Annotated in this window: 15 protein-coding genes; 7 read left to right on the top strand and 8 right to left on the bottom strand. The window is 63.5% G+C overall.

Annotation, left to right across the window (positions count from 1 at the left end; translation table 11 throughout):
- The first annotated feature begins 243 nt into the window (after positions 1-243).
- The 7 genes from cobG (at position 244) to ACIP1G_RS15150 (ending at position 6,802) form a co-directional block, all read left to right on the top strand.
- Complete coding sequence (cobG, locus tag ACIP1G_RS15180; RefSeq protein WP_400738334.1) at positions 244-1,575, top strand: precorrin-3B synthase; 1,332 nt, start codon at positions 244-246, stop codon at positions 1,573-1,575.
- The gene (locus ACIP1G_RS15175; RefSeq protein WP_144175090.1) at positions 1,568-2,194 is read left to right on the top strand and encodes a precorrin-8X methylmutase; all 627 of its coding nucleotides are present in this window, start codon (positions 1,568-1,570) and stop codon (positions 2,192-2,194) included. The genes cobG and ACIP1G_RS15175 overlap by 8 nt, the downstream gene beginning before the upstream one ends.
- Positions 2,191-2,925, top strand: a complete 735-nt coding sequence (locus tag ACIP1G_RS15170) for a precorrin-2 C(20)-methyltransferase (RefSeq protein WP_400738331.1) — start codon at positions 2,191-2,193, stop codon at positions 2,923-2,925. The genes ACIP1G_RS15175 and ACIP1G_RS15170 overlap by 4 nt, the downstream gene beginning before the upstream one ends.
- Entirely contained in the window at positions 2,913-4,610 is a 1,698-nt protein-coding gene (gene cobJ / locus ACIP1G_RS15165; RefSeq protein ID WP_400738329.1) for a precorrin-3B C(17)-methyltransferase, read from the top strand. The genes ACIP1G_RS15170 and cobJ overlap by 13 nt, the downstream gene beginning before the upstream one ends.
- Positions 4,611-4,692: 82 nt before the next feature.
- Positions 4,693-5,412 carry a hypothetical protein gene (locus ACIP1G_RS15160; protein ID WP_400738327.1) on the top strand — a complete coding sequence of 240 codons (720 nt, stop codon included), beginning with the start codon at positions 4,693-4,695 and terminating at the stop codon, positions 5,410-5,412.
- A 51-nt stretch (positions 5,413-5,463) separates the two neighbouring features.
- Complete coding sequence (locus ACIP1G_RS15155) at positions 5,464-6,153, top strand: hypothetical protein (protein WP_400738325.1); 690 nt, start codon at positions 5,464-5,466, stop codon at positions 6,151-6,153.
- On the top strand, positions 6,146-6,802 hold the full coding sequence (locus ACIP1G_RS15150; protein ID WP_400738323.1) for a hypothetical protein: 657 nt from the start codon (positions 6,146-6,148) through the stop codon (positions 6,800-6,802). The genes ACIP1G_RS15155 and ACIP1G_RS15150 overlap by 8 nt, the downstream gene beginning before the upstream one ends.
- A gap of 26 nt (positions 6,803-6,828) precedes the next feature.
- Here ACIP1G_RS15150 and ACIP1G_RS15145 read toward each other — a convergent pair whose 3' ends face one another.
- The 8 genes from ACIP1G_RS15145 to prmA all read right to left on the bottom strand — a co-directional run bounded on the left by ACIP1G_RS15145 (position 6,829) and on the right by prmA (position 17,536).
- The gene (locus ACIP1G_RS15145) at positions 6,829-7,425 is read right to left on the bottom strand and encodes a MarC family protein (RefSeq protein ID WP_346643782.1); all 597 of its coding nucleotides are present in this window, start codon (positions 7,423-7,425) and stop codon (positions 6,829-6,831) included.
- Positions 7,426-7,600: 175 nt separating this feature from the next.
- Positions 7,601-10,372 carry a response regulator gene (locus ACIP1G_RS15140; protein WP_400738321.1) on the bottom strand — a complete coding sequence of 924 codons (2,772 nt, stop codon included), beginning with the start codon at positions 10,370-10,372 and terminating at the stop codon, positions 7,601-7,603.
- Positions 10,373-10,507: 135 nt separating this feature from the next.
- The gene (purD, locus tag ACIP1G_RS15135) at positions 10,508-11,803 is read right to left on the bottom strand and encodes a phosphoribosylamine--glycine ligase (protein ID WP_400738319.1); all 1,296 of its coding nucleotides are present in this window, start codon (positions 11,801-11,803) and stop codon (positions 10,508-10,510) included.
- Between the two features lie 182 nt (positions 11,804-11,985).
- Positions 11,986-13,593, bottom strand: coding sequence for a bifunctional phosphoribosylaminoimidazolecarboxamide formyltransferase/IMP cyclohydrolase (gene purH, locus ACIP1G_RS15130; RefSeq protein WP_400738318.1), 1,608 nt, complete (start codon positions 13,591-13,593; stop codon positions 11,986-11,988).
- 81 nt (positions 13,594-13,674) lie between these two features.
- Positions 13,675-13,995 carry a DNA-binding transcriptional regulator Fis gene (gene fis / locus ACIP1G_RS15125; protein WP_003249693.1) on the bottom strand — a complete coding sequence of 107 codons (321 nt, stop codon included), beginning with the start codon at positions 13,993-13,995 and terminating at the stop codon, positions 13,675-13,677.
- Complete coding sequence (dusB, locus tag ACIP1G_RS15120) at positions 13,992-15,005, bottom strand: tRNA dihydrouridine synthase DusB (RefSeq protein WP_400738316.1); 1,014 nt, start codon at positions 15,003-15,005, stop codon at positions 13,992-13,994. Before dusB ends, fis begins: the two co-directional genes overlap by 4 nt.
- A gap of 248 nt (positions 15,006-15,253) precedes the next feature.
- Entirely contained in the window at positions 15,254-16,615 is a 1,362-nt protein-coding gene (locus ACIP1G_RS15115) for a DUF3426 domain-containing protein (RefSeq protein WP_400738313.1), read from the bottom strand.
- 42 nt (positions 16,616-16,657) lie between these two features.
- Positions 16,658-17,536: a 50S ribosomal protein L11 methyltransferase gene (prmA, locus tag ACIP1G_RS15110; RefSeq protein ID WP_400738310.1), complete on the bottom strand. Its 879-nt coding sequence runs from the start codon at positions 17,534-17,536 to the stop codon at positions 16,658-16,660.
- Between the last annotated feature and the right edge of the window lie 36 nt (positions 17,537-17,572).

Here is a 17,572-nt window from a genome sequence, read left to right as displayed (position 1 = left end):
GTTTCAAATCCGCCAATTTTGGGGGCGCTTTGCGCCCCTTCGCGGGTGAACCCGCTCCTACAGGGGACTGCGCAGCCGTTTGGGGCAACGGTGATCCTGTGGGAGCGGGTTTACCCGCGAAGAGGGCGACGCGGTCCTGAATTTCTACTCAATAGCCGAGGATGCTCGACCACCGGCTTTTCATGCCGCCGGACAAAGCAGGCATAATACCGCGCCTTCTACACTCAAGCGCATTTTCACAGATTGCCGGACGCCCCTTTGACGCAGGACCATGCCCCCATTGTTACGCCCCGCCCCTCGGCCTGCCCGGGGTTGTGGCGCATCGTCAGTGCCCGTGATGGCGGTATCTGCCGTATCAAGTTGCCGGGTGGGCTGCTGCTGGCCGACCAGGCCGAGGCGGTGGCAGCGGCGGCCGAGCGTTTCGCGGGTGGCGTGATCGAAGCCACCAACCGTGGCAACCTGCAGATTCGCGGCATTGGCAGCGAGCACCGTGCCCTGGTCGAGACCTTGCTCGCTGCCGGCCTGGGCCCGCGCGAGGCGGCCGGTGACGATGTGCGCAACCTGATGCTCAGCCCGCTGGCCGGGCATGACCCGGCAATGCTGCTGGACGCCCGGCCGCTGGCCGGGCAGATCCTCGACCTGCTGGAAGGCACCCCGCGTTTCCATCAGTTGTCGGCCAAGTTCGCCGTGCAGCTGGATGCCGGCGAAAGCCTGGCCATGCTCGAACACCCCCACGACCTGTGGCTGTCGGCCCTGCGCCTGGAACAGCAGACCTGGCTGGCGTTTGGCCTGGCGGGTTGCCCGGCCGACGGCCGAGTACTCGGCGCCGTACCGGTGGAACAGGGCCTGGCGCTGGTGCGTGCCGTGCTGGAGCGCTTCCTCGACCTGGCAACCCCGGCGCAGTCGCGCATGCGCCAGTTGCTGGAGGTGTGCCCGGTAACCGATTTTGTCGACGGCCTCGGCCTGGATATCCGCCGCGACTCTGCCGTGCTCGACTGGCGCCGTGAAGCACAATACGCCTCATGGCTGGGCGTATTGCCCCAGGCGCAAGGCCTGGCCCTCGGCGTTGCCCCGCCCCAGGGCCGCCTGACCCCGGCCATGCTGCGTGGCGCCGCCCGTATTGCCCGTGAACTGGGCGATGGCAGCCTGCGCCTGAGCCCCTGGCAAAGCCTGGTGCTGACCAACCTGCAAGCGCAACACATCGAACAGGCCAAGGCCGAATTATCCGCAACCGGCCTGCTATGCCACGACCATGAGCCGCTGGCACGCATCAGCGCCTGCACCGGCGCCAGCGGTTGCGCCAAGGCCCTGGGCGAGACCAAGGCCGACGCCGTGACCCTGGCCACACTGCTGGGCCCTGGTGCCCCCGCCAGCGTGCACCTGTCCGGCTGCCCCCGATCCTGTGCCGTGGCCCATGTTGCCCCGGCCACCCTGCTGGCCCGCTCGCCGGGCCGTTACGACCTGTACCTGCGTGATGCGCGCCAGCCGGGCTTCGGCACCTTGCGCGCCAGCGACCTTACCTTGAACGAAGCAGGCGCCATGCTCGACCTGCCGACGGAGCACCTTGATGATTGACTACATCCGCGATGGTCAGGAGATCTATCGCAATTCCTTCCGGATCATCCGTGAGGAAGCCCGACTCGAGCGGATCCCCGCAGACCTCGAAAAGCTCGCCGTACGGGTGATCCACGCCTGTGGCATGGTCGACGCCATCGATGGCCTGCAGTTCTCCGATGGCGCCGGCCGGGCCGGGCGCGAGGCGCTGCTGAACGGCGCGCCGATCCTGTGCGATGCGCACATGGTTGCCGAAGGCATCACCCGTGCCCGCCTGCCGGCGGACAACAAGGTTATCTGCACCCTGCGCGACCCTAGCGTGCCGGGCCTGGCCAAGGACGCTGGCAACACCCGCTCCGCCGTGGCCCTGGAACTGTGGCGCCCGCACCTGGAAGGCAGCGTGGTGGTGATCGGCAACGCCCCTACCGCGTTGTTCTACTTGCTGGAAATGCTCGACGCCGGCGCCCCCAAGCCGGCGCTAATCCTCGGCTTCCCGGTCGGCTTCGTCGGTGCTGCCGAGTCCAAGGCCATGCTCGCCGCCGACAGCCGTGGCGTGCCGTTCGTGATCATGCAGGGCCGCCTGGGCGGCAGCGCGATGGCCGCCGCCGCGGTCAACGCCCTGGCCACGGAGGTGGAATGATGGTGCCGCGTGGACGTCTGCTGGGCCTGGGCGTGGGCCCTGGCGACCCTGAACTGATTACCCTCAAGGCCCTGCGCCTGCTGCGCGAGGCGCCCGTGGTCGGCTACTTCGTGGCCAAGGGCAAGCGTGGCAATGCCTTTGGCATCATCGAGGCGCACCTGCAGCCCGAGCAGACCTTGCTGCCGCTGGTGTACCCGGTAACCACCGAAGCGCTGCCGGCGCCGCTGTCCTATGAACAGGTCATCAGCGACTTCTACGACGAAGCCAGCCTGCAGGTGGCCGAGCACCTGGATGCCGGCCGTGACGTGGCGGTGATCTGCGAAGGCGACCCGTTCTTCTACGGCTCCTACATGTACCTGCACGACCGCTTGGCACAGCGTTACGAAGCCGAGGTAATCCCTGGTGTCTGCTCGATGCTGGGTGGCGCTTCGGTGCTGGGTGCGCCGCTGGTTTACCGCAACCAGAGCCTGTCGGTACTGTCTGGCGTATTGCCGGCCGAGGAGCTCAAGCGCCGTCTGGCCGACGCCGATGCGGCGGTGATCATGAAGCTGGGGCGCAACTTCCCCAAGGTGCGCGACGTGCTGGCCGAACTGGGCCTGGACGGGCGCGCGCTGTATGTAGAGCGGGCGACTATGGCCAACCAGAAGATCGTACCGCTGGACCAGGTCGACCCGCAGTCGTCGCCGTACTTCTCGCTGATCATCGTGCCGGGGGAAAAATGGCAGGGCTGAACATGCACAAGGTACCGGCAATCGTCATTCTTGGCCCGGGCAGCCTGGCCACGGCGCAGCGGATCCAGCAGTGTTATCCACAGGCTACGATCCATGGCCTGGAAGGCCGGGTCGAAGGCGCCGACTGCTATTACAGCGCCTTCGGCGATACCCTGCGCGCGCTGTACCAGCAGGACACGCCGATCATCGCCCTGTGCGCAGCAGGTATCGTTATCCGCAGCCTGGCCAGCCTGCTCAACGAGAAGGGCAGCGAGCCACCGGTGTTGGCCGTGGCCGAGGATGGCAGCGCGGTAGTGCCGTTGCTCGGTGGCCTGGGCGGTGTGAACGTGATGGCGCGTGAAATTGCCGAAGCGCTGGGCGTTGCCGCCGCCATCACCACCAGTGGTGAGCTGCGCTTCGGCACCTGCCTGTTGAACCCGCCGCAGGGCTATGCCCTGGCGGATATCGAGCAAGGCAAGCGCTTTGTCTCCGACCTGCTGGCTGGCGAGTCGGTGCGCATCGAAGGCGACGCACCGTGGTTGCAGCAGGCGCAGTTGCCTGCCAGCGACGCGGCCCAGCGCACCATCCATGTGGGGCATCAGGCGCGCCCGGCCAGCCGTGATGAACTGCTGATCCACCCGCGTTCGGTGGTAGTGGGCGTTGCCGGCGGCAACCTGGCCAGCATTCGTGCTGCCTTGCAGCAAGCCGGCATCGCCGAGCCCGCTGTGGCCTGCGTACTGGCGGACGAACAAGCCATGGGCGATAACGCCTTGCACGAGGCAACACAGGCCCTGGGCGTTGCCTTGCGCTTTGCTGCCAAGCCGCACGATGTGGCTGGCATGGTAGCGGCGGCCTTGCCTGATGCCCAGTTGATCGAGCAGGCAGAAGTGGTCATCGCGGTGGCGCCTGCCCCGGTCGAAGTGACGCAGATCGGTCGCCGTCGCGGCCGCCTAGCGGTGATCGGCCTGGGCCCGGGTGCCGCCGAACTGATGGTGCCGGCGGTCAAGGCCGAGCTGGCGCGCGCCGAGGATGTGCTTGGCTACGAAACCTATGTGCGCATGGCCGGCCCGTTCCGTGACGAGCAGATCCTGCATTGCACCGACAACCGTGAAGAGATGCAGCGTGCCCGGCATGCCTTCGAACTGGCCGCTCAGGGCCGTTCGGTGGTGGTGGTGTCGTCAGGCGACCCAGGCGTGTTCGCCATGGCGGCGGCGGTACTTGAAGCGTTGCACGAGTCGAGTGACCCGGCGTGGCATCGCGTCGACCTCGAGATCCTGCCTGGGGTGTCGGCCTCGCTGGCGACCGCCGCACAGGCAGGCGCGCCCCTGGGCCATGACTTCTGCGTGATGTCGCTGTCGGACAACCTCAAGCCTTGGTCGATCATTGAAAAGCGCCTGGACCTGGCCGCGCAGGCCGACCTGGTGCTGGCGTTCTACAACCCGATTTCCAGGTCCAGGCCACATCAGCTTGGCGTGGCGCTGGAAGTGGTACGGCGGCATCGTGAGGGGAACACGCCTGTAGTCCTTGGCCGTGACATCGGTAGGCCGGGGCAGACGCTGAAGGTAGTCACCTTGGCCGAACTGCTGCCAGAAATGGTCGACATGCGCACCATGGTGCTGGTGGGGTCTTCCACCACCTGCGCGTTCGACCGCGCAGCTGGCGGGGTCTGGGTCTATACCCCACGCTGGTACGGTACCAAACCGTAAGCAGTGGCAGCCCGGGGGGATGAGGAATTGCTTCGGGGCAGTTTGATGCGCAGGTCACAGGTAGGTTTGCGGCTGGAGCCATTTGGCTTCAACCGTAACCTTCTTGGAGACCTTTGATATGACGACCGATAACGAGAAGCTGCAACTTCAGGTCCTGCCTGACAAGAACCTGTTCGTCTTCCCCGACCAAATGGGTGAACAAAACCGCGATGCCGCAAAGGCTTGCCACGCCCTGGCAACGCAGGGTGCCAATAAACAACACGACCCCATCCTTGAAACTCAGCTCTGGTTCAAGCAATACATTTTCCTGATGTCCAAGATGGGCTGGGCGCCGACCAACGTCGACGTACAGCAGATTACCCAAAGCAACATGCAACTTGAGATCAGCAACCTGCTGGGCAAGGGCCTGCAGGCGGCCTACGGCGTTTTCAGTGGTGATGTGGCAACTGCCCTGGAAAATCTCGGGAAAACGGTTATTGCAGCGTTGGCCGCGAGTACCAAGAACGTCGAGCTGCTCGACCGCAAGTCGGTGGAAGATGACCGAACCGGGCTGAGCCTTACCAAATGCGAGGAGACGGCCGCCGGCCAGGTGGCGATGCTTGTCAGTGCGATCCAGACCGACGCCAAGCCCGACAAGACGGCCAACTATCTGCTGGCCAAGTGGGAAAGCAGCGGTACCTCCAACTTTGCCTGTGGTGCGGTGTTGAATTTCGATCAACGCCAATATGACAAAGTTCGTGCCCTGGTAGAAACCAAGCTTGACGACAATGCCCTGCAGGTCCTGCTGGCACTGGAACTCTAACTATGAAGTGGGCCTGTCGGCATGTTTTCGGCAGGCCTGGAGGGCATGCAGATGCAAGCCAATTACACTTTGTGGTTAAACGGCAACAGCTTGGTATTGATCGATAATTCCGTCAGCGCTTCACGAGCGGAAGCACTGCTGGATGTTCAACTGGCTGCCTACCTGACCGCCAAAAAAGGCCATGCCATTCAGGATGCTGCGTGGCACAAGGAATATCTACGAGTACAGGGCGGCTTCGGTTGCAATATCGCCACCCTGCATTGCGGCACTCCAGTTGCGACACAGGCATCCGCCAGCGAACCGTGGCAGATCCTGCGGGACAGGCTCCTGGCAGGTGTGCTCGGCACCTTGCGCGAGCCGGTAGCCGAATGCCTCGATGCTTACTCCGCCCAACCAGACGCTGCCATTGAGCAGTTGTTATGGGTGGAATGCGTTCGGCCGCCAGATGACAAAGGCATCAGTCATGTCCGTGTGGAGTTGCGCCTGATACTGGCCGACTCAAGCGTCATCAGTACCGAGTTAGGCTTCAGCACTGCAGAGAAACTGACTGCGGATTGGCTGAGGCAGCCGCTGAGCCTTGCGAGCGGCCACGCAACCCGGCAGTTCGATGGCAATTATCAAACCCATGAAAAGGTGATCCATTCGATAAGCGCGGGCCTGCACGACTCCATAAAGCTCAAACAAATGCAGTACCGCAGCAGGGTCAGAACTTTTGTATCTTCAGGAGCCCAAAATGAGTGAATTCAATCAAAAGGCGGCCAGTGGCAAGCTTGTCCACAGCGGGCTGCTGTCATTCCTGCCAGGTGTGAGTCGCGAAGCGCGCGAAGATATCTTGTTGGCCACTGCCTTTGCCCAGCAAGTTGCTTGGTCGGAATTTGACGAAAACTTTCAAAAGGACTGGTTCAAGAATTACTGGCGCAATCTAGCTTTTATGGGTTTCGATGGCAAACATTCGCCTGACGAGCGTCGACCAGGGCGCGACAGGACTAGCCTGGCCGACCAAGCGCTGGCCCAGATTCGTCAGGCAGGATTAGCCGACCATGCCAAAACTGCCGAGCTTTCTTTGCAGGCGCTGCGAAAAAACAGCCAGGCATTGACCGCGTTTGAATCCAGGGCCGTTACCAAAACCATTGGGCGTTTTCAGTTGGTGCCGTGCGCCCAGCAGTCGAGCGGCGCTATCGACATGGTGATGGTTCACATGGAAGTGTCGATGAAAAAGACGTTCAAGGAATTCCTGTTCATGCAGTCGAACAGTGAAGTAAAGGTCGAGGACATACGCGTCGAAGTGATTCACTTCAACTTGCAGGGGTTCCGCGAAGACTACCGCAAGCGGGCACAGGCCAGTGTCGACAAGCAAAATGGCAAGGCCATACATGAGCTGCAGTTGTAGGCACCCGGCCGGCTGGCCAGAGAACGTCAGGGCAACAGGTAGCCGCGGATCCCGGTAAAGATGATCTGCGCGGCCAGGGCACAGACGAACAGCCCCATCAGCCGGCTGACAATCTGCAGGCCCTGGTCACCGAGCAGGCGCTCGATACGGTGCGACAGATACAGCACCAAACCCACGGTAAAGCTGGCCAAGGCAATGCTGATGATTGCCAGCAACTTGTCATCCCAGTGCGGTTGGCTCACCCCCATCACCAGCAAGGCGCCGATGGTGCCAGGCCCGACGGTGAGCGGGATGGTCAGCGGTACGATGGTGACGTCCTGCTGCACGTTATCGGCCTGTACGGCAGATTTGCCTTGGGCCATGCCCAGCGCGGAAATGAACAGCACACTGCCGGCGCCGATACGAAAGGCGTCGGCGGTGATGCCGAAAATACCGAAGATCGCCCGCCCGAACAGGTACAGCAGCACACTGGCGATGAGCGCGGCAAAGGCCACCTTCCAGGCCAGTTGCTTGCGCTCCTTGCTGGAGTGGCCACGGGTCAGGCTGATGAAGCACGACAGCACGAAGAACGGGCTGTAGAGCACGAGCATTTTCAGGTAGACGCTGAACAACTCATGGAGCATGGGGGCAGTCCAGGCAGTTAGGGCTGGGCAGAGTTTATCAGCAGATTCAGTTGCTATCCTGTGCGGGCCTATTCGCGGGTAAACCCGCTCCCACAGGTACTGCATCAGACCTGAGGGCGGCGCTATCCTGCGGGAGCGGGTTTACCCGCGAATAGGCCGGCACAAGCGCTACAGATCAGGAAGTATGCGCCGGGTCTACCTGGGCTTCGCGGTGGTTGGCCCAGTACTGGATCAGCTCGCGCAACTGCGACAGCTCTACCGGCTTGGCCATGTGCCCGTCCATGCCCGCCAGCCGCGCGCGTTCCTTGTGTTCGGCAAGAATGTGCGCGGTCAGCGCCACCACCGGGGTGCGTTGGCGCTGGTTGGCGGTTTCCCAGGCACGCAGTTGCTGAGTGGCCGAGAAGCCGTCCAGGATCGGCATTTCGCAATCCATCAGCACCAAGTCATAGCGCTGCGCTTTCATTGCCTGCAAGGCTTCTTCGCCATTGCAGGCGGTGTCTGGCTCGAGGTTGAGCTTGCCGAGCATGCCGCGGATCACTTTGGTGGAAATGCTGTTGTCCTCGGCGACCAGCACGCGGAAATCACCAGGCAGGTCCAGCGCCTGCGGGATGCCAGGCAGGCTGGCAGGCACCGCTTGCTCGCGGCCGCGCTGGGCCAGCTCCTCGGCGAGGGTGGTCTTCAGCGTGTAGCCGGCCACCGGCTTGGCGAGTATCCGTTTGACCCCGGCGTTGCGCGCAATGACCTTGCTCGGTGCGTTGCTGATGCCGGTGAGCATCACCACCAGGATGTCGTGGTTCAGGCTCGGGTCTTCCTTGATCTTGGCGGCCAGCTGCATGCCGGTCATGCCAGGCATGTTCTGGTCCAGCAGCACGGCGTCGAAGTAGTCGCGCAGGTGCGCCTTGGTGCGCAGCAGGGCCAGCGCCTCTTTGCCCGATGGCACCGCACTGACGTTCATGCCCCAGGCGCTGCACTGTTGCACCAGCACCTTGCGGCAGGTGTCGTTGTCGTCCACCACCAGCACGCGGGCATCGCGCAGCGGACCGTCGAGGTCGGCCGGTGGTTGCTCCAGGCGCGAAGGGTCCAGCGGCAGTGTCAGCCACAGGGTATTGCCCATGCCGGTGCTGCTCTTGATGCCGAATTCGCCCTGCATCAGGCCGATCAACTGCTTGGCGATGACCAGCCCGAGATGGCCGCCCAGCTTGTTGCTGGAAAGGAAGTGGTGGCTGTGCAGCTCGGCCTGTAGCAAGGCTTCGCGGTCAGCGGCAGGCAGCGGCTCGCCACTGTCTTGCACGGCAATGCGCAGGCGTGGCACTTCGCCCCGTTGGTCTAGCGCCACCACCAGCAGGATCTCGCCCTGGTCGGTGTTTTTCAGGGCGTTGTCCAGCAAGCTCGACAAGGCCTGGCGCAGCCGCGTCGGGTCACCGCTGATCACCCGCGGTACCTGCGGCTGGGTGAAGCTGATCAACTCGATGTTCTGCTGCTCGGCCTTGGCGCGGAAGATGTTCAGGCAATCCTCGATCAGCGCGTTGAGGTCGAACTGCACGTCATCCAGCTCGATCTGGCGCGACTCCAGTTTGGAAATGTCGAGAATTTCGTTGATCAGTGTGAGCAGCTCATTGCCGGCGCTGTGGATGGTCTGCACGTAGTCGCGCTGCTTGACCGACAGCGGCGTGCCCAGCAGCAGCTCGGTCATGCCCAGCACGCCGTTCATGGGGGTGCGGATTTCGTGGCTGATCTTGGCCAGGAACTCGGCCTTGGCGTTGATTTCAGCATCGCTGGCGGCCAGCGCACGGCTGGCGCTGAAGCGCTCTTCGCTCATGCGCCGCAGGCGTTCGCTGACCGCCAGGTTGAGCAGCAGGCCGCTGGCCACGGTCAGCCCCAGCAGGATGCACAGCAGCCAAGGCGTCGAGGTGCGGGTCAGGCCGAGCAGGGCCGGCAGCAGCACCAGGCCACCCAGGTTGAACACCACCATGCCCAGGCTGAACAGGCGCCCAGGCGCATAGCCCTTGTACCAGTGGTAGCTGCTGACCAGCAGCATGCTCACGCTGCCCAGGGCCAGCAAGGCGTAGGTCATCAGGTTGAGGGGCAGGGTGTCGACGAACAACAGCACCAGGCCGCTGACCCCGACCACCAGCATTTCGCCTTGCAGCAGGCGGTTCAGCCGTGGCGAATTGCACGGCGAGAAGAAGTGCTGGGTGAAATACAGCCCGGCCAGGCCAGCCAGTACCAGGGTCAGGTAGGCGGCGGGCGTTTGCGCGCTGTGCCACACGTGCCACCAGGGGCCGCTGAGGTTCAGCAGGATCAGGCCGCTGAGCAGCATCAGGCCGTGGTACAGCGCCAGGATCAGGGTGGTGCTGGAGCGGCTGTAGAGGAAGCGGATCAGGTTGTGCATGATCAGCATCACCAAACCGCCGAACAGCATGCCGAACAGCAGCGGCTGGCCTTGTTCGGCGGCGGCTACGGCCGCTGGCTCCAGGCTGATGGCCGGGCGCAGCTGATGCTCGGAGACCAGCCGCAGGTAGATGTCCAGGGGTTGCTTGCTGTTGGGCAGGGGCAATACATGGTCGCTGCCACGCAGGGTGGGGCTGGCATTGCCGGCCAGGCGCCCGTGGTGCAGCTGACGCAGAAGTTTGTCGCCGTCGAGGGCGTAGAAGTCCAGGGCAGACAAGTCTGGGGCGAATACCCGCAGCAGTTGTTCCTGGTCGCCCGGTTGCAGGTGGTAGTGCAGCCATAAGGCCTGTTCCGCCGGGGCGGCATCCAGGTCGGCGAGGATCAGTGGGCTGAACTGGTTGCGGTAACGCTCGGAGCGTACGTCGCTTAGTTGCAGGTTGGCCTGTTCGTCGAGCAGAACGGTCCAGCCTCCGTCATGTTCGGCCGCAGCGGGGAACATGCAGAGCAGGGTCAGCAAGCTGACGATCAGAGCTGAGGCAATCCGAAGCCGACGCACTACGAAATCCCTTCTTAGCCGATGTGCCGGGTACTAACTATGCGCGGCGCGCCAAGTCGAAGGCAAGGCCCAGGCCGGGCCCTGTCGACGAGCCGGGTGCCGTGTGCGCAAGGCACCACGGCGCTCCGGTAGTACTTACTGCTGGTGCTCACCGCGCTCGCGGGCGATGGCCCGGTAGCCGATGTCGGTACGGTAGAAGCTGCCGTTCCAGCTCACTTCCTTGGCCAGGCGGTAAGCCTGCTGCTGCGCATCGGCAACGGTGCTGCCCATGGCGGTGGCACACAGGACGCGGCCGCCGTTGGTGGCCACTTGGCCATCCTTGAGCGAAGTACCGGCATGGAACACCTTGCCTTCGATCTTGGCCGCAGCGTCCAGGCCGCTGATCACGTCGCCCTTGGCGTAGTCGCCCGGGTAACCGCCAGCTGCCAGTACCACGCCCAGGCTCGGGCGCGGGTCCCACTGCGCTTCGACCTTGTCCAGCGCCTTGGCGAATGCAGCTTCGATCAGCAGCACCAGGCTCGACTCCAGGCGCAGCATGACTGGCTGGGTTTCCGGGTCGCCGAAGCGGCAGTTGAACTCGATGACCTTGGGGTTGCCCGCCTTGTCGATCATCAGCCCGGCGTAGAGGAAGCCAGTGTAGACATTGCCTTCCTCGGCCATGCCGCGCACGGTCGGCCAGATCACCTGGTCCATCACGCGCTGGTGCACCTCGGCGGTGACCACTGGGGCAGGGGAGTAGGCACCCATGCCGCCGGTGTTCGGGCCGGTGTCCTGGTCGCCGACGCGCTTGTGGTCCTGGCTGGTGGCCATGGGCAGCACGTTGTGGCCGTCGACCATGACGATGAAGCTGGCTTCCTCGCCGTCGAGGAACTCTTCGATCACCACGCGCGAGCCGGCTTCACCGAAGGCGTTGCCTGCCAGCATGTCACGTACGGCGGCTTCGGCTTCTGCCAGGGTCATGGCGACGATCACGCCCTTGCCCGCAGCCAGGCCGTCGGCCTTGATCACGATCGGCGCGCCTTTTTCCTGCAGGTAGGCCAGTGCCGGCTCGATTTCGGTGAAGTTCTGGTAGTCGGCGGTCGGGATCTTGTGACGCGCCAGGAAGTCCTTGGTAAAGGCCTTGGAACCTTCCAGCTGGGCCGCGCCCTTGGTTGGGCCAAAGCAGTCCAGGCCGCGGCTGCGGAACAAGTCGACCACGCCGATGACCAGCGGTGCTTCCGGGCCGACGATGGTCAGGTCGACGTTCTTCTCGGCGAAGTCGGCCAGTTGCTCAAGGGCGCACACGTCGATGGCGACGTTCTCGCACTTGGCTTCGGTAGCGGTGCCGGCGTTGCCTGGGGCAACGAAGACTTTCTCGACGCGTGGGTCCTGGGCAACTTTCCAGGCCAGGGCGTGCTCACGGCCGCCGCTGCCGATGATCAAAACTTTCATGTCAAAACCTCGAATTCTTTCGGACGGGAGGCAAAGCCTCACGCTGTACGAGGTCGCAATGAAGCAGGTAGATGCAAGGCGGGGCCGGTTCCGATGAGCGGAGTTGCCTTCTGGCAATGAGCATCAGCGGAACCGGCCCCAACGCAGCAGATGCCTGCTTCAGTGCGGCCGATTGCCGTAAATCAGTGGCGGAAGTGGCGCATTCCGGTGAAGACCATCGCAATGCCGGCTTCGTCAGCAGCAGCAATCACCTCGGCATCACGCATCGAACCACCCGGCTGGATCACGGCGCTGATACCCACTTTAGCCGCATTGTCGATGCCGTCACGGAACGGGAAGAACGCATCCGACGCCATGACCGCGCCCTGCACTTGCAGGCCAGCATGCTCTGCCTTGATTGCAGCAATGCGAGCGGAGTTGACGCGGCTCATCTGGCCGGCACCAACGCCGATGGTCTGGCGCTGCTTGGCGTAGACAATGGCGTTGGACTTGACGAACTTGGCCACTTTCCAGGCGAATACCAAGTCGTGGATTTCTTGCTCGGTCGGGGCACGCTTGGTGACGATCTTCAGGTCATCGGCGGTGATCATGCCGATATCGCGGCTTTGCACCAGCAGGCCACCGTTGACACGCTTGAAGTCCCAACCGGCAGCGCGCTCGGCTGGCCACTCGCCGCATTCCAGCAGGCGTACGTTCTGCTTGGCGGCAACCACGTCGCGGGCAGCCTGGGAGATTTTCGGGGCGATGATCACTTCGACGAACTGGCGGTCGACGATGGCCTTGGCGGTTTCGCCGTCCAGTTCACGGTTGAAGGCGATGATGCCGCCAAATGCCGACTCGGTGTCGGTGGCGTAGGCCAGGTCGTAGGCCTTGCGGATGCCGCCTTCTTCTTCAGGCACCACAGCCACGCCGCATGGGTTGGCGTGCTTGACGATGACGCAGGCCGGCTTGACGAAGCTCTTCACGCACTCCAGCGCGGCGTCGGTGTCGGCCACGTTGTTGAACGACAGTTCCTTGCCCTGCAGCTGCACGGCAGTGGAAATGCTGGCTTCGCCCTTTTTGGCTTCTACGTAGAACGCCGCGCTCTGGTGCGGGTTCTCGCCGTAGCGCATTTCCTGGGCCTTGACGAACTGGCTGTTGAAGGTGCGCGGGAACTCGCTGCGTGCGGAGGTCGAAAGGGTCTCTTTGGCCTGGTCGATGGTGCCCATGTAGTTGGCGATCATGCCGTCGTAGGCGGCAGTGTGCTCGAACGCCTTGAGCATCAGGTCGAAGCGCTGGGCGTAGGTCAGTCCGCCGGCCTTGAGGCCTTCGACGATGCCGGCGTAATCGCTGGCGTTGACCACGATGGCGACGTCTTTGTGGTTCTTGGCAGCCGAACGGACCATGGTCGGGCCGCCGATGTCGATGTTCTCGATGGCGGTCGGCAGGTCACAGCCAGGCTTGGAAATGGTGGCTTCGAACGGGTACAGGTTGACTGCAACCAGGTCGATCGGCTTGATGCCGTGCTCGTTCATGATGGCGTCGTCGGTACCACGGCGGCCGAGGATGCCACCGTGGATCTTCGGGTGCAGGGTCTTGACCCGGCCATCCATCATTTCGGCGAAGCCGGTGTAATCGGCCACTTCCACCGCGTTCACGCCGTTGTCCTTGAGCAGCTTGTAGGTGCCGCCGGTGGACAGGATCTCGACACCGAGCTGCTGCAGCTCACGGGCGAATTCGAGGATACCGGTCTTGTCGGAGACGCTGATCAGGGCGCGGCGGACTGGCAGGCGGGTAGTCTGGTCGGTCATTTCGGGTTCCAATAACGCGGTGGAGTCAGCAAAAAAGGCGTCTCTGTTCAGGGAGCCGCCTTTTCTGGTTGGGATTCTGGCTTACAACAAGTCGTACTGCTTGAGCTTCTTGCGCAGGGTGCCTCGGTTCAGCCCGAGCATCTCGCTGGCCTTGGTCTGGTTGCCCTTCACGTAGTTCATCACGCTTTCGAGCAGGGGCGCCTCGACTTCGGAGAGCACCAGGTTGTACACGTCCGTCACGGTCGCGCCTTCCAGGTGGGCGAAGTAGTTGTGCAGCGCCTTCTCGACGCTGTCGCGAAGGGTCTGGCCCTCTTCGCTCGGCGTGTTGAGGTGCTGTTTCAGGTTGGCGTTGTCGCTCACGGGCGTTGTTCCACTCACAAAATTCTCGGTCATCATCGTCATGCGGCCACCCCTTGTCCGTCCTCTGTCTCAAGGCTCTGTCGACGTTCACTGAAAAACGCGCGAACGTTGGCGCACTGCGCTTGTGTGTCTTCCAAAGCGTTGAACCGGGAGCGAAACTCCTTGCCGCCGGGTCGTGTTGCCAGGTACCAGCCAACGTGCTTGCGGGCAATACGTACGCCCATCACATCGCCATAGAAGGCATGCAGCGCGGCCAGGTGCTCCAGCAGGATGCGTTCCACTTCGTCCAGTTGCGGTGCCGGCAGGTGTTCGCCGGTGCGCAGGTAATGCTCGATCTCGCGAAAGATCCATGGCCGCCCCTGGGCAGCCCGGCCAATCAACAGGCCATCGACCCCGGTGGCGTCCAGCACCGCCCGGGCCTTTTCTGGCGAAGTGATATCGCCGTTGGCAAAAACCGGGATGGACACCGCCTGTTTGATGGCAGCGATGGTGTCGTATTCGGCTTCGCCTGTGTACAGGTCGGCGCGTGTGCGACCATGCACCGCCAGCGCCTGGATGCCGGCCTGTTCGGCGATCTTCGCCACGTTCAGGCCGTTCTTGTTCGCCCGGTCCCAACCGGTGCGGATCTTCAGGGTCACCGGTACATCCACGGCGCCGACCACGGCGTGGAGGATTTCGCTGACCAAGGCTTCATCTCTCAATAAAGCAGAGCCTGCAGCTTTGTTGCAGACTTTTTTTGCCGGGCAGCCCATGTTGATATCGATGATCTGGGCTCCCGCTTCGACGTTGGCCTGCGCCGCCGCTGCCATCATCTGCGCATCACCACCGGCGATCTGCACCGAGCGTGGCTCGGGATCACCTTCATGGATGCGGCGCAGGCTCGACTTGCGGCTGTTCCACAGGCTCATGTCGCTGCTGACCATTTCCGACACCACCATGCCCGCGCCCAGGCGCTGGCAAAGTGTACGGAAAGGCTGGTCCGTGACCCCGGCCATGGGCGCGAGGATCAGGTTGTTACGTAGTGTGTATGGGCCGATGCGTACCGCCGACATAGGTGATCCCTGTTGTGGGGCCGAATCTTGGAGTTCGAAAAAGGGTGGGCATGATACCCGCTCTCGGTGCCTGGATAAAGATGGATTTGGATAAAATCTGAACAGTTGTCGGCTTATGACATTTGGTATGGGCGAGGGTCTGGGGCTGCTTTGCAGCCCATTCGCGGCACAAGGCCGCTCCCACAGGGTGTGTGGGAGCGGCCTTGTGCCGCGAATGGGGCGCAAAGCACCTCCGGCAGTTATTTCGGTTATTCCGGCGAACGGAAGCTCAGGCTGTAATTGACCGCCTTCGGTCCCGGGTCGAGGATGTCCAGGGCAATATGGATCGGGGTCTGGCTGGGCATTTCGCCACGCCCGGCCAGTTCACCGGACAGGTACTCGCTGGGTTTGAAGCGACGGCTGGCGATCAGCTGGCCATTGAGGTCAGCGAAGCGCAGCTCCAGCAGTGGGAACGGCTGGGCGAATGGCGCCCGGTTGTAGATGATCGCATCGACGATCAGTGCGCCTTTGAAGTCGGGGTGGCTGCGTACCACCAGGTTGCTGCTTTTGATCCGTGCGATATCGACGCGAGTCGGTACCTGGCAGCCGATCATCGGGCAAATTTGCTGGAAGATCGGCCGGTATTGGTCCTGGCGGGCCATTTCGTCGAAGTGGAACCACACGTACTGGAACGCCAGCAGGCCAGCGGCCAGCAAAGTCAGCAAGCCCCACAGCAAGCGTTTTCCCCAGTTGGGCGCAGGCTTTTCCCAGCCCAGCTGCAGCGGGTCGTCGACCACATCGACCAGCGGCTCCTTGCGCGCTGCGCGCTCGGGCTTGTCGGTAAAACTCGGTTCCTGGCGCTCGCCTGGCAGCGCTTCGACAGGGTCGTCGTCACGCGCCGACAGGTGCAGTGGCAGTGGCTCATCGTCACGGGCACTCAGGCCCTGCTCCGGGAATTCATCGTCGTTGGCGCGCAGCGGCTCGCTGAATTCGACGTGGTCATCGATTTCGGCGGCGCGGTTTACCGGCGGCTCGTCGTCGATGTCCAGGTCCAGGTTGCCGCCCAAGGTCGGTTCGGTGCGCTCGCCAGGGTCCGGCTCCGGTTCCAGCTCCAGGGGCTCCGGTGCCAGCAACACTGGCTCAGGCTCTGCTGCCGGTTGCGGCTCGAAGGGTTCGTCGGTGGCCGTACCGAACAGGTCGTCGACATGTTCGTCCGGCTGCAGCTCGTCGCGCCGCGCCTGCAGCCCGTCGTCCAGGTTGGCCGGGCGTGCCGAGGCGGGTTGGCCACGACGCTCCAGGCGCTCCAGTTCCTTGTCGAGGTCGAGCTCATCCAGCGCCTGGGCGGTGAGTGCCCAGTCCTCGTCAGGTGTGCTGTTGTGCGCACTGACGGCCGGCTCGGGGGCAATCGCCGGCTCGACCACCGGTTCGGCCGGCGCAGCAGGTACCGGCGCAGGCACCATGGGTGCACTGGCAGTACCGCTACGGTTCTGCTCCAGCAACTGCTTGGCGGCGTTGAACACCTGCAAGCAGTGGCCGCAGCGCACCACACCGCGCGCCACACTCAGCTGGTGGTGGGTGACGCGAAAGCTGGTCTGGCAATGCGGGCACTGAGTGACGAAACTGTCGGTCATGCGGCAATCCGGGAGCTGTGCAGAAAGGTATTCTAGGCCCGCTTAACGGCGGCGACCACTGATGCGCACCCAACCGTCGCGCACGACGATCGGGTCCAGCTCGAAGTCGGCGGCGTAGGCGGCGGCCACTTCCTCACCCTGCTCGGCGAGGATGCCCGACAGCGCCAGCAAACCACCTGGGCGGACCAGGCCAGACAACTGCGGCGCCAGCGACACCAGTGGGCCGGCCAGGATGTTGGCGACCAGCACGTCGGCCTGCATGGCCGGCATGTGCTCGGGCAGGTACAGCGCCAGCTTTTCATTGGCGATGCCGTTGCGCTGGGCGTTGTCGCGCGACGCCTCGATGGCCTGCACGTCGATGTCGGTGCCGACCGCTTCACGCGCGCCCAGCAGCAGCGCGGCGATGGCCAGGATGCCCGAGCCGCAGCCGAAGTCCAGCACCTGGGCGCCGTCGAGTTGCTGGCCGTCGAGCCATTCCAGGCACAGGGCGGTGGTGGGGTGGGTGCCGGTGCCAAAGGCCAGGCCCGGGTCGAGCAGCAGGTTCACCGCGTCCTTTTCCGGGGCATCGTGCCAGCTGGGCACGATCCACAGGCGGTTGCCGAAGCGCATTGGCTGGAAACCATCCATCCAGCTGCGTTCCCAGTCCTGGTCCTCGATCACTTCGGCCTGGTGCTCGGGCAGCTCGGCGCCCGTCAGCAGGCGCAGGTGGGCGAACACCTGCTCTGGGTCGGCATCGGCCTCGAACAGCGCCAGCAGGTGGGTGTGCGACCACAACGGGGTGGTGTTGAGGTCTGGCTCGAAGATCGGTTGATCTTCGGCGTCCATGAACGTGACCGAAACGGCGCCTACTTCAAGCAGGGCGTCTTCGTAGGTTTCGGCTTGTTCCGGGCTGATGGCCAGGCGTACTTGCAGCCAAGGCATGGCGGGCACCTTTGGTAAATCGACAGGGGCAGCCCT

Origin of the sequence: Pseudomonas sp. NPDC089392, from assembly GCF_044749595.1 — a bacterium.
In the GTDB taxonomy this organism is placed as follows: Bacteria; Pseudomonadota; Gammaproteobacteria; order Pseudomonadales; family Pseudomonadaceae; genus Aquipseudomonas.
Note: the sequence above shows the minus strand (reverse complement) of the source record. Positions and strands in the feature narration are given on the sequence as shown.

What these genes read in the sequence shown, in the direction of transcription:
- ACIP1G_RS15145 (WP_346643782.1), bottom strand. Translation starts at nt 7,425, where the DNA reads ATGCTCCATGAGTTGTTCAGCGTCTACCTGAAAATGCTCGTGCTCTAC.
- purH (WP_400738318.1), bottom strand. Translation starts at nt 13,593, where the DNA reads ATGACCGACCAGACTACCCGCCTGCCAGTCCGCCGCGCCCTGATCAGC.
- prmA (WP_400738310.1), bottom strand. Translation starts at nt 17,536, where the DNA reads ATGCCTTGGCTGCAAGTACGCCTGGCCATCAGCCCGGAACAAGCCGAA.
- ACIP1G_RS15170 (WP_400738331.1), top strand. Translation starts at nt 2,191, where the DNA reads ATGATGGTGCCGCGTGGACGTCTGCTGGGCCTGGGCGTGGGCCCTGGC.
- ACIP1G_RS15155 (WP_400738325.1), top strand. Translation starts at nt 5,464, where the DNA reads ATGCAAGCCAATTACACTTTGTGGTTAAACGGCAACAGCTTGGTATTG.
- ACIP1G_RS15175 (WP_144175090.1), top strand. Translation starts at nt 1,568, where the DNA reads ATGATTGACTACATCCGCGATGGTCAGGAGATCTATCGCAATTCCTTC.
- cobJ (WP_400738329.1), top strand. Translation starts at nt 2,913, where the DNA reads ATGGCAGGGCTGAACATGCACAAGGTACCGGCAATCGTCATTCTTGGC.
- dusB (WP_400738316.1), bottom strand. Translation starts at nt 15,005, where the DNA reads ATGTCGGCGGTACGCATCGGCCCATACACACTACGTAACAACCTGATC.
- purD (WP_400738319.1), bottom strand. Translation starts at nt 11,803, where the DNA reads ATGAAAGTTTTGATCATCGGCAGCGGCGGCCGTGAGCACGCCCTGGCC.
- fis (WP_003249693.1), bottom strand. Translation starts at nt 13,995, where the DNA reads ATGACGATGATGACCGAGAATTTTGTGAGTGGAACAACGCCCGTGAGC.
- ACIP1G_RS15115 (WP_400738313.1), bottom strand. Translation starts at nt 16,615, where the DNA reads ATGACCGACAGTTTCGTCACTCAGTGCCCGCATTGCCAGACCAGCTTT.
- ACIP1G_RS15150 (WP_400738323.1), top strand. Translation starts at nt 6,146, where the DNA reads ATGAGTGAATTCAATCAAAAGGCGGCCAGTGGCAAGCTTGTCCACAGC.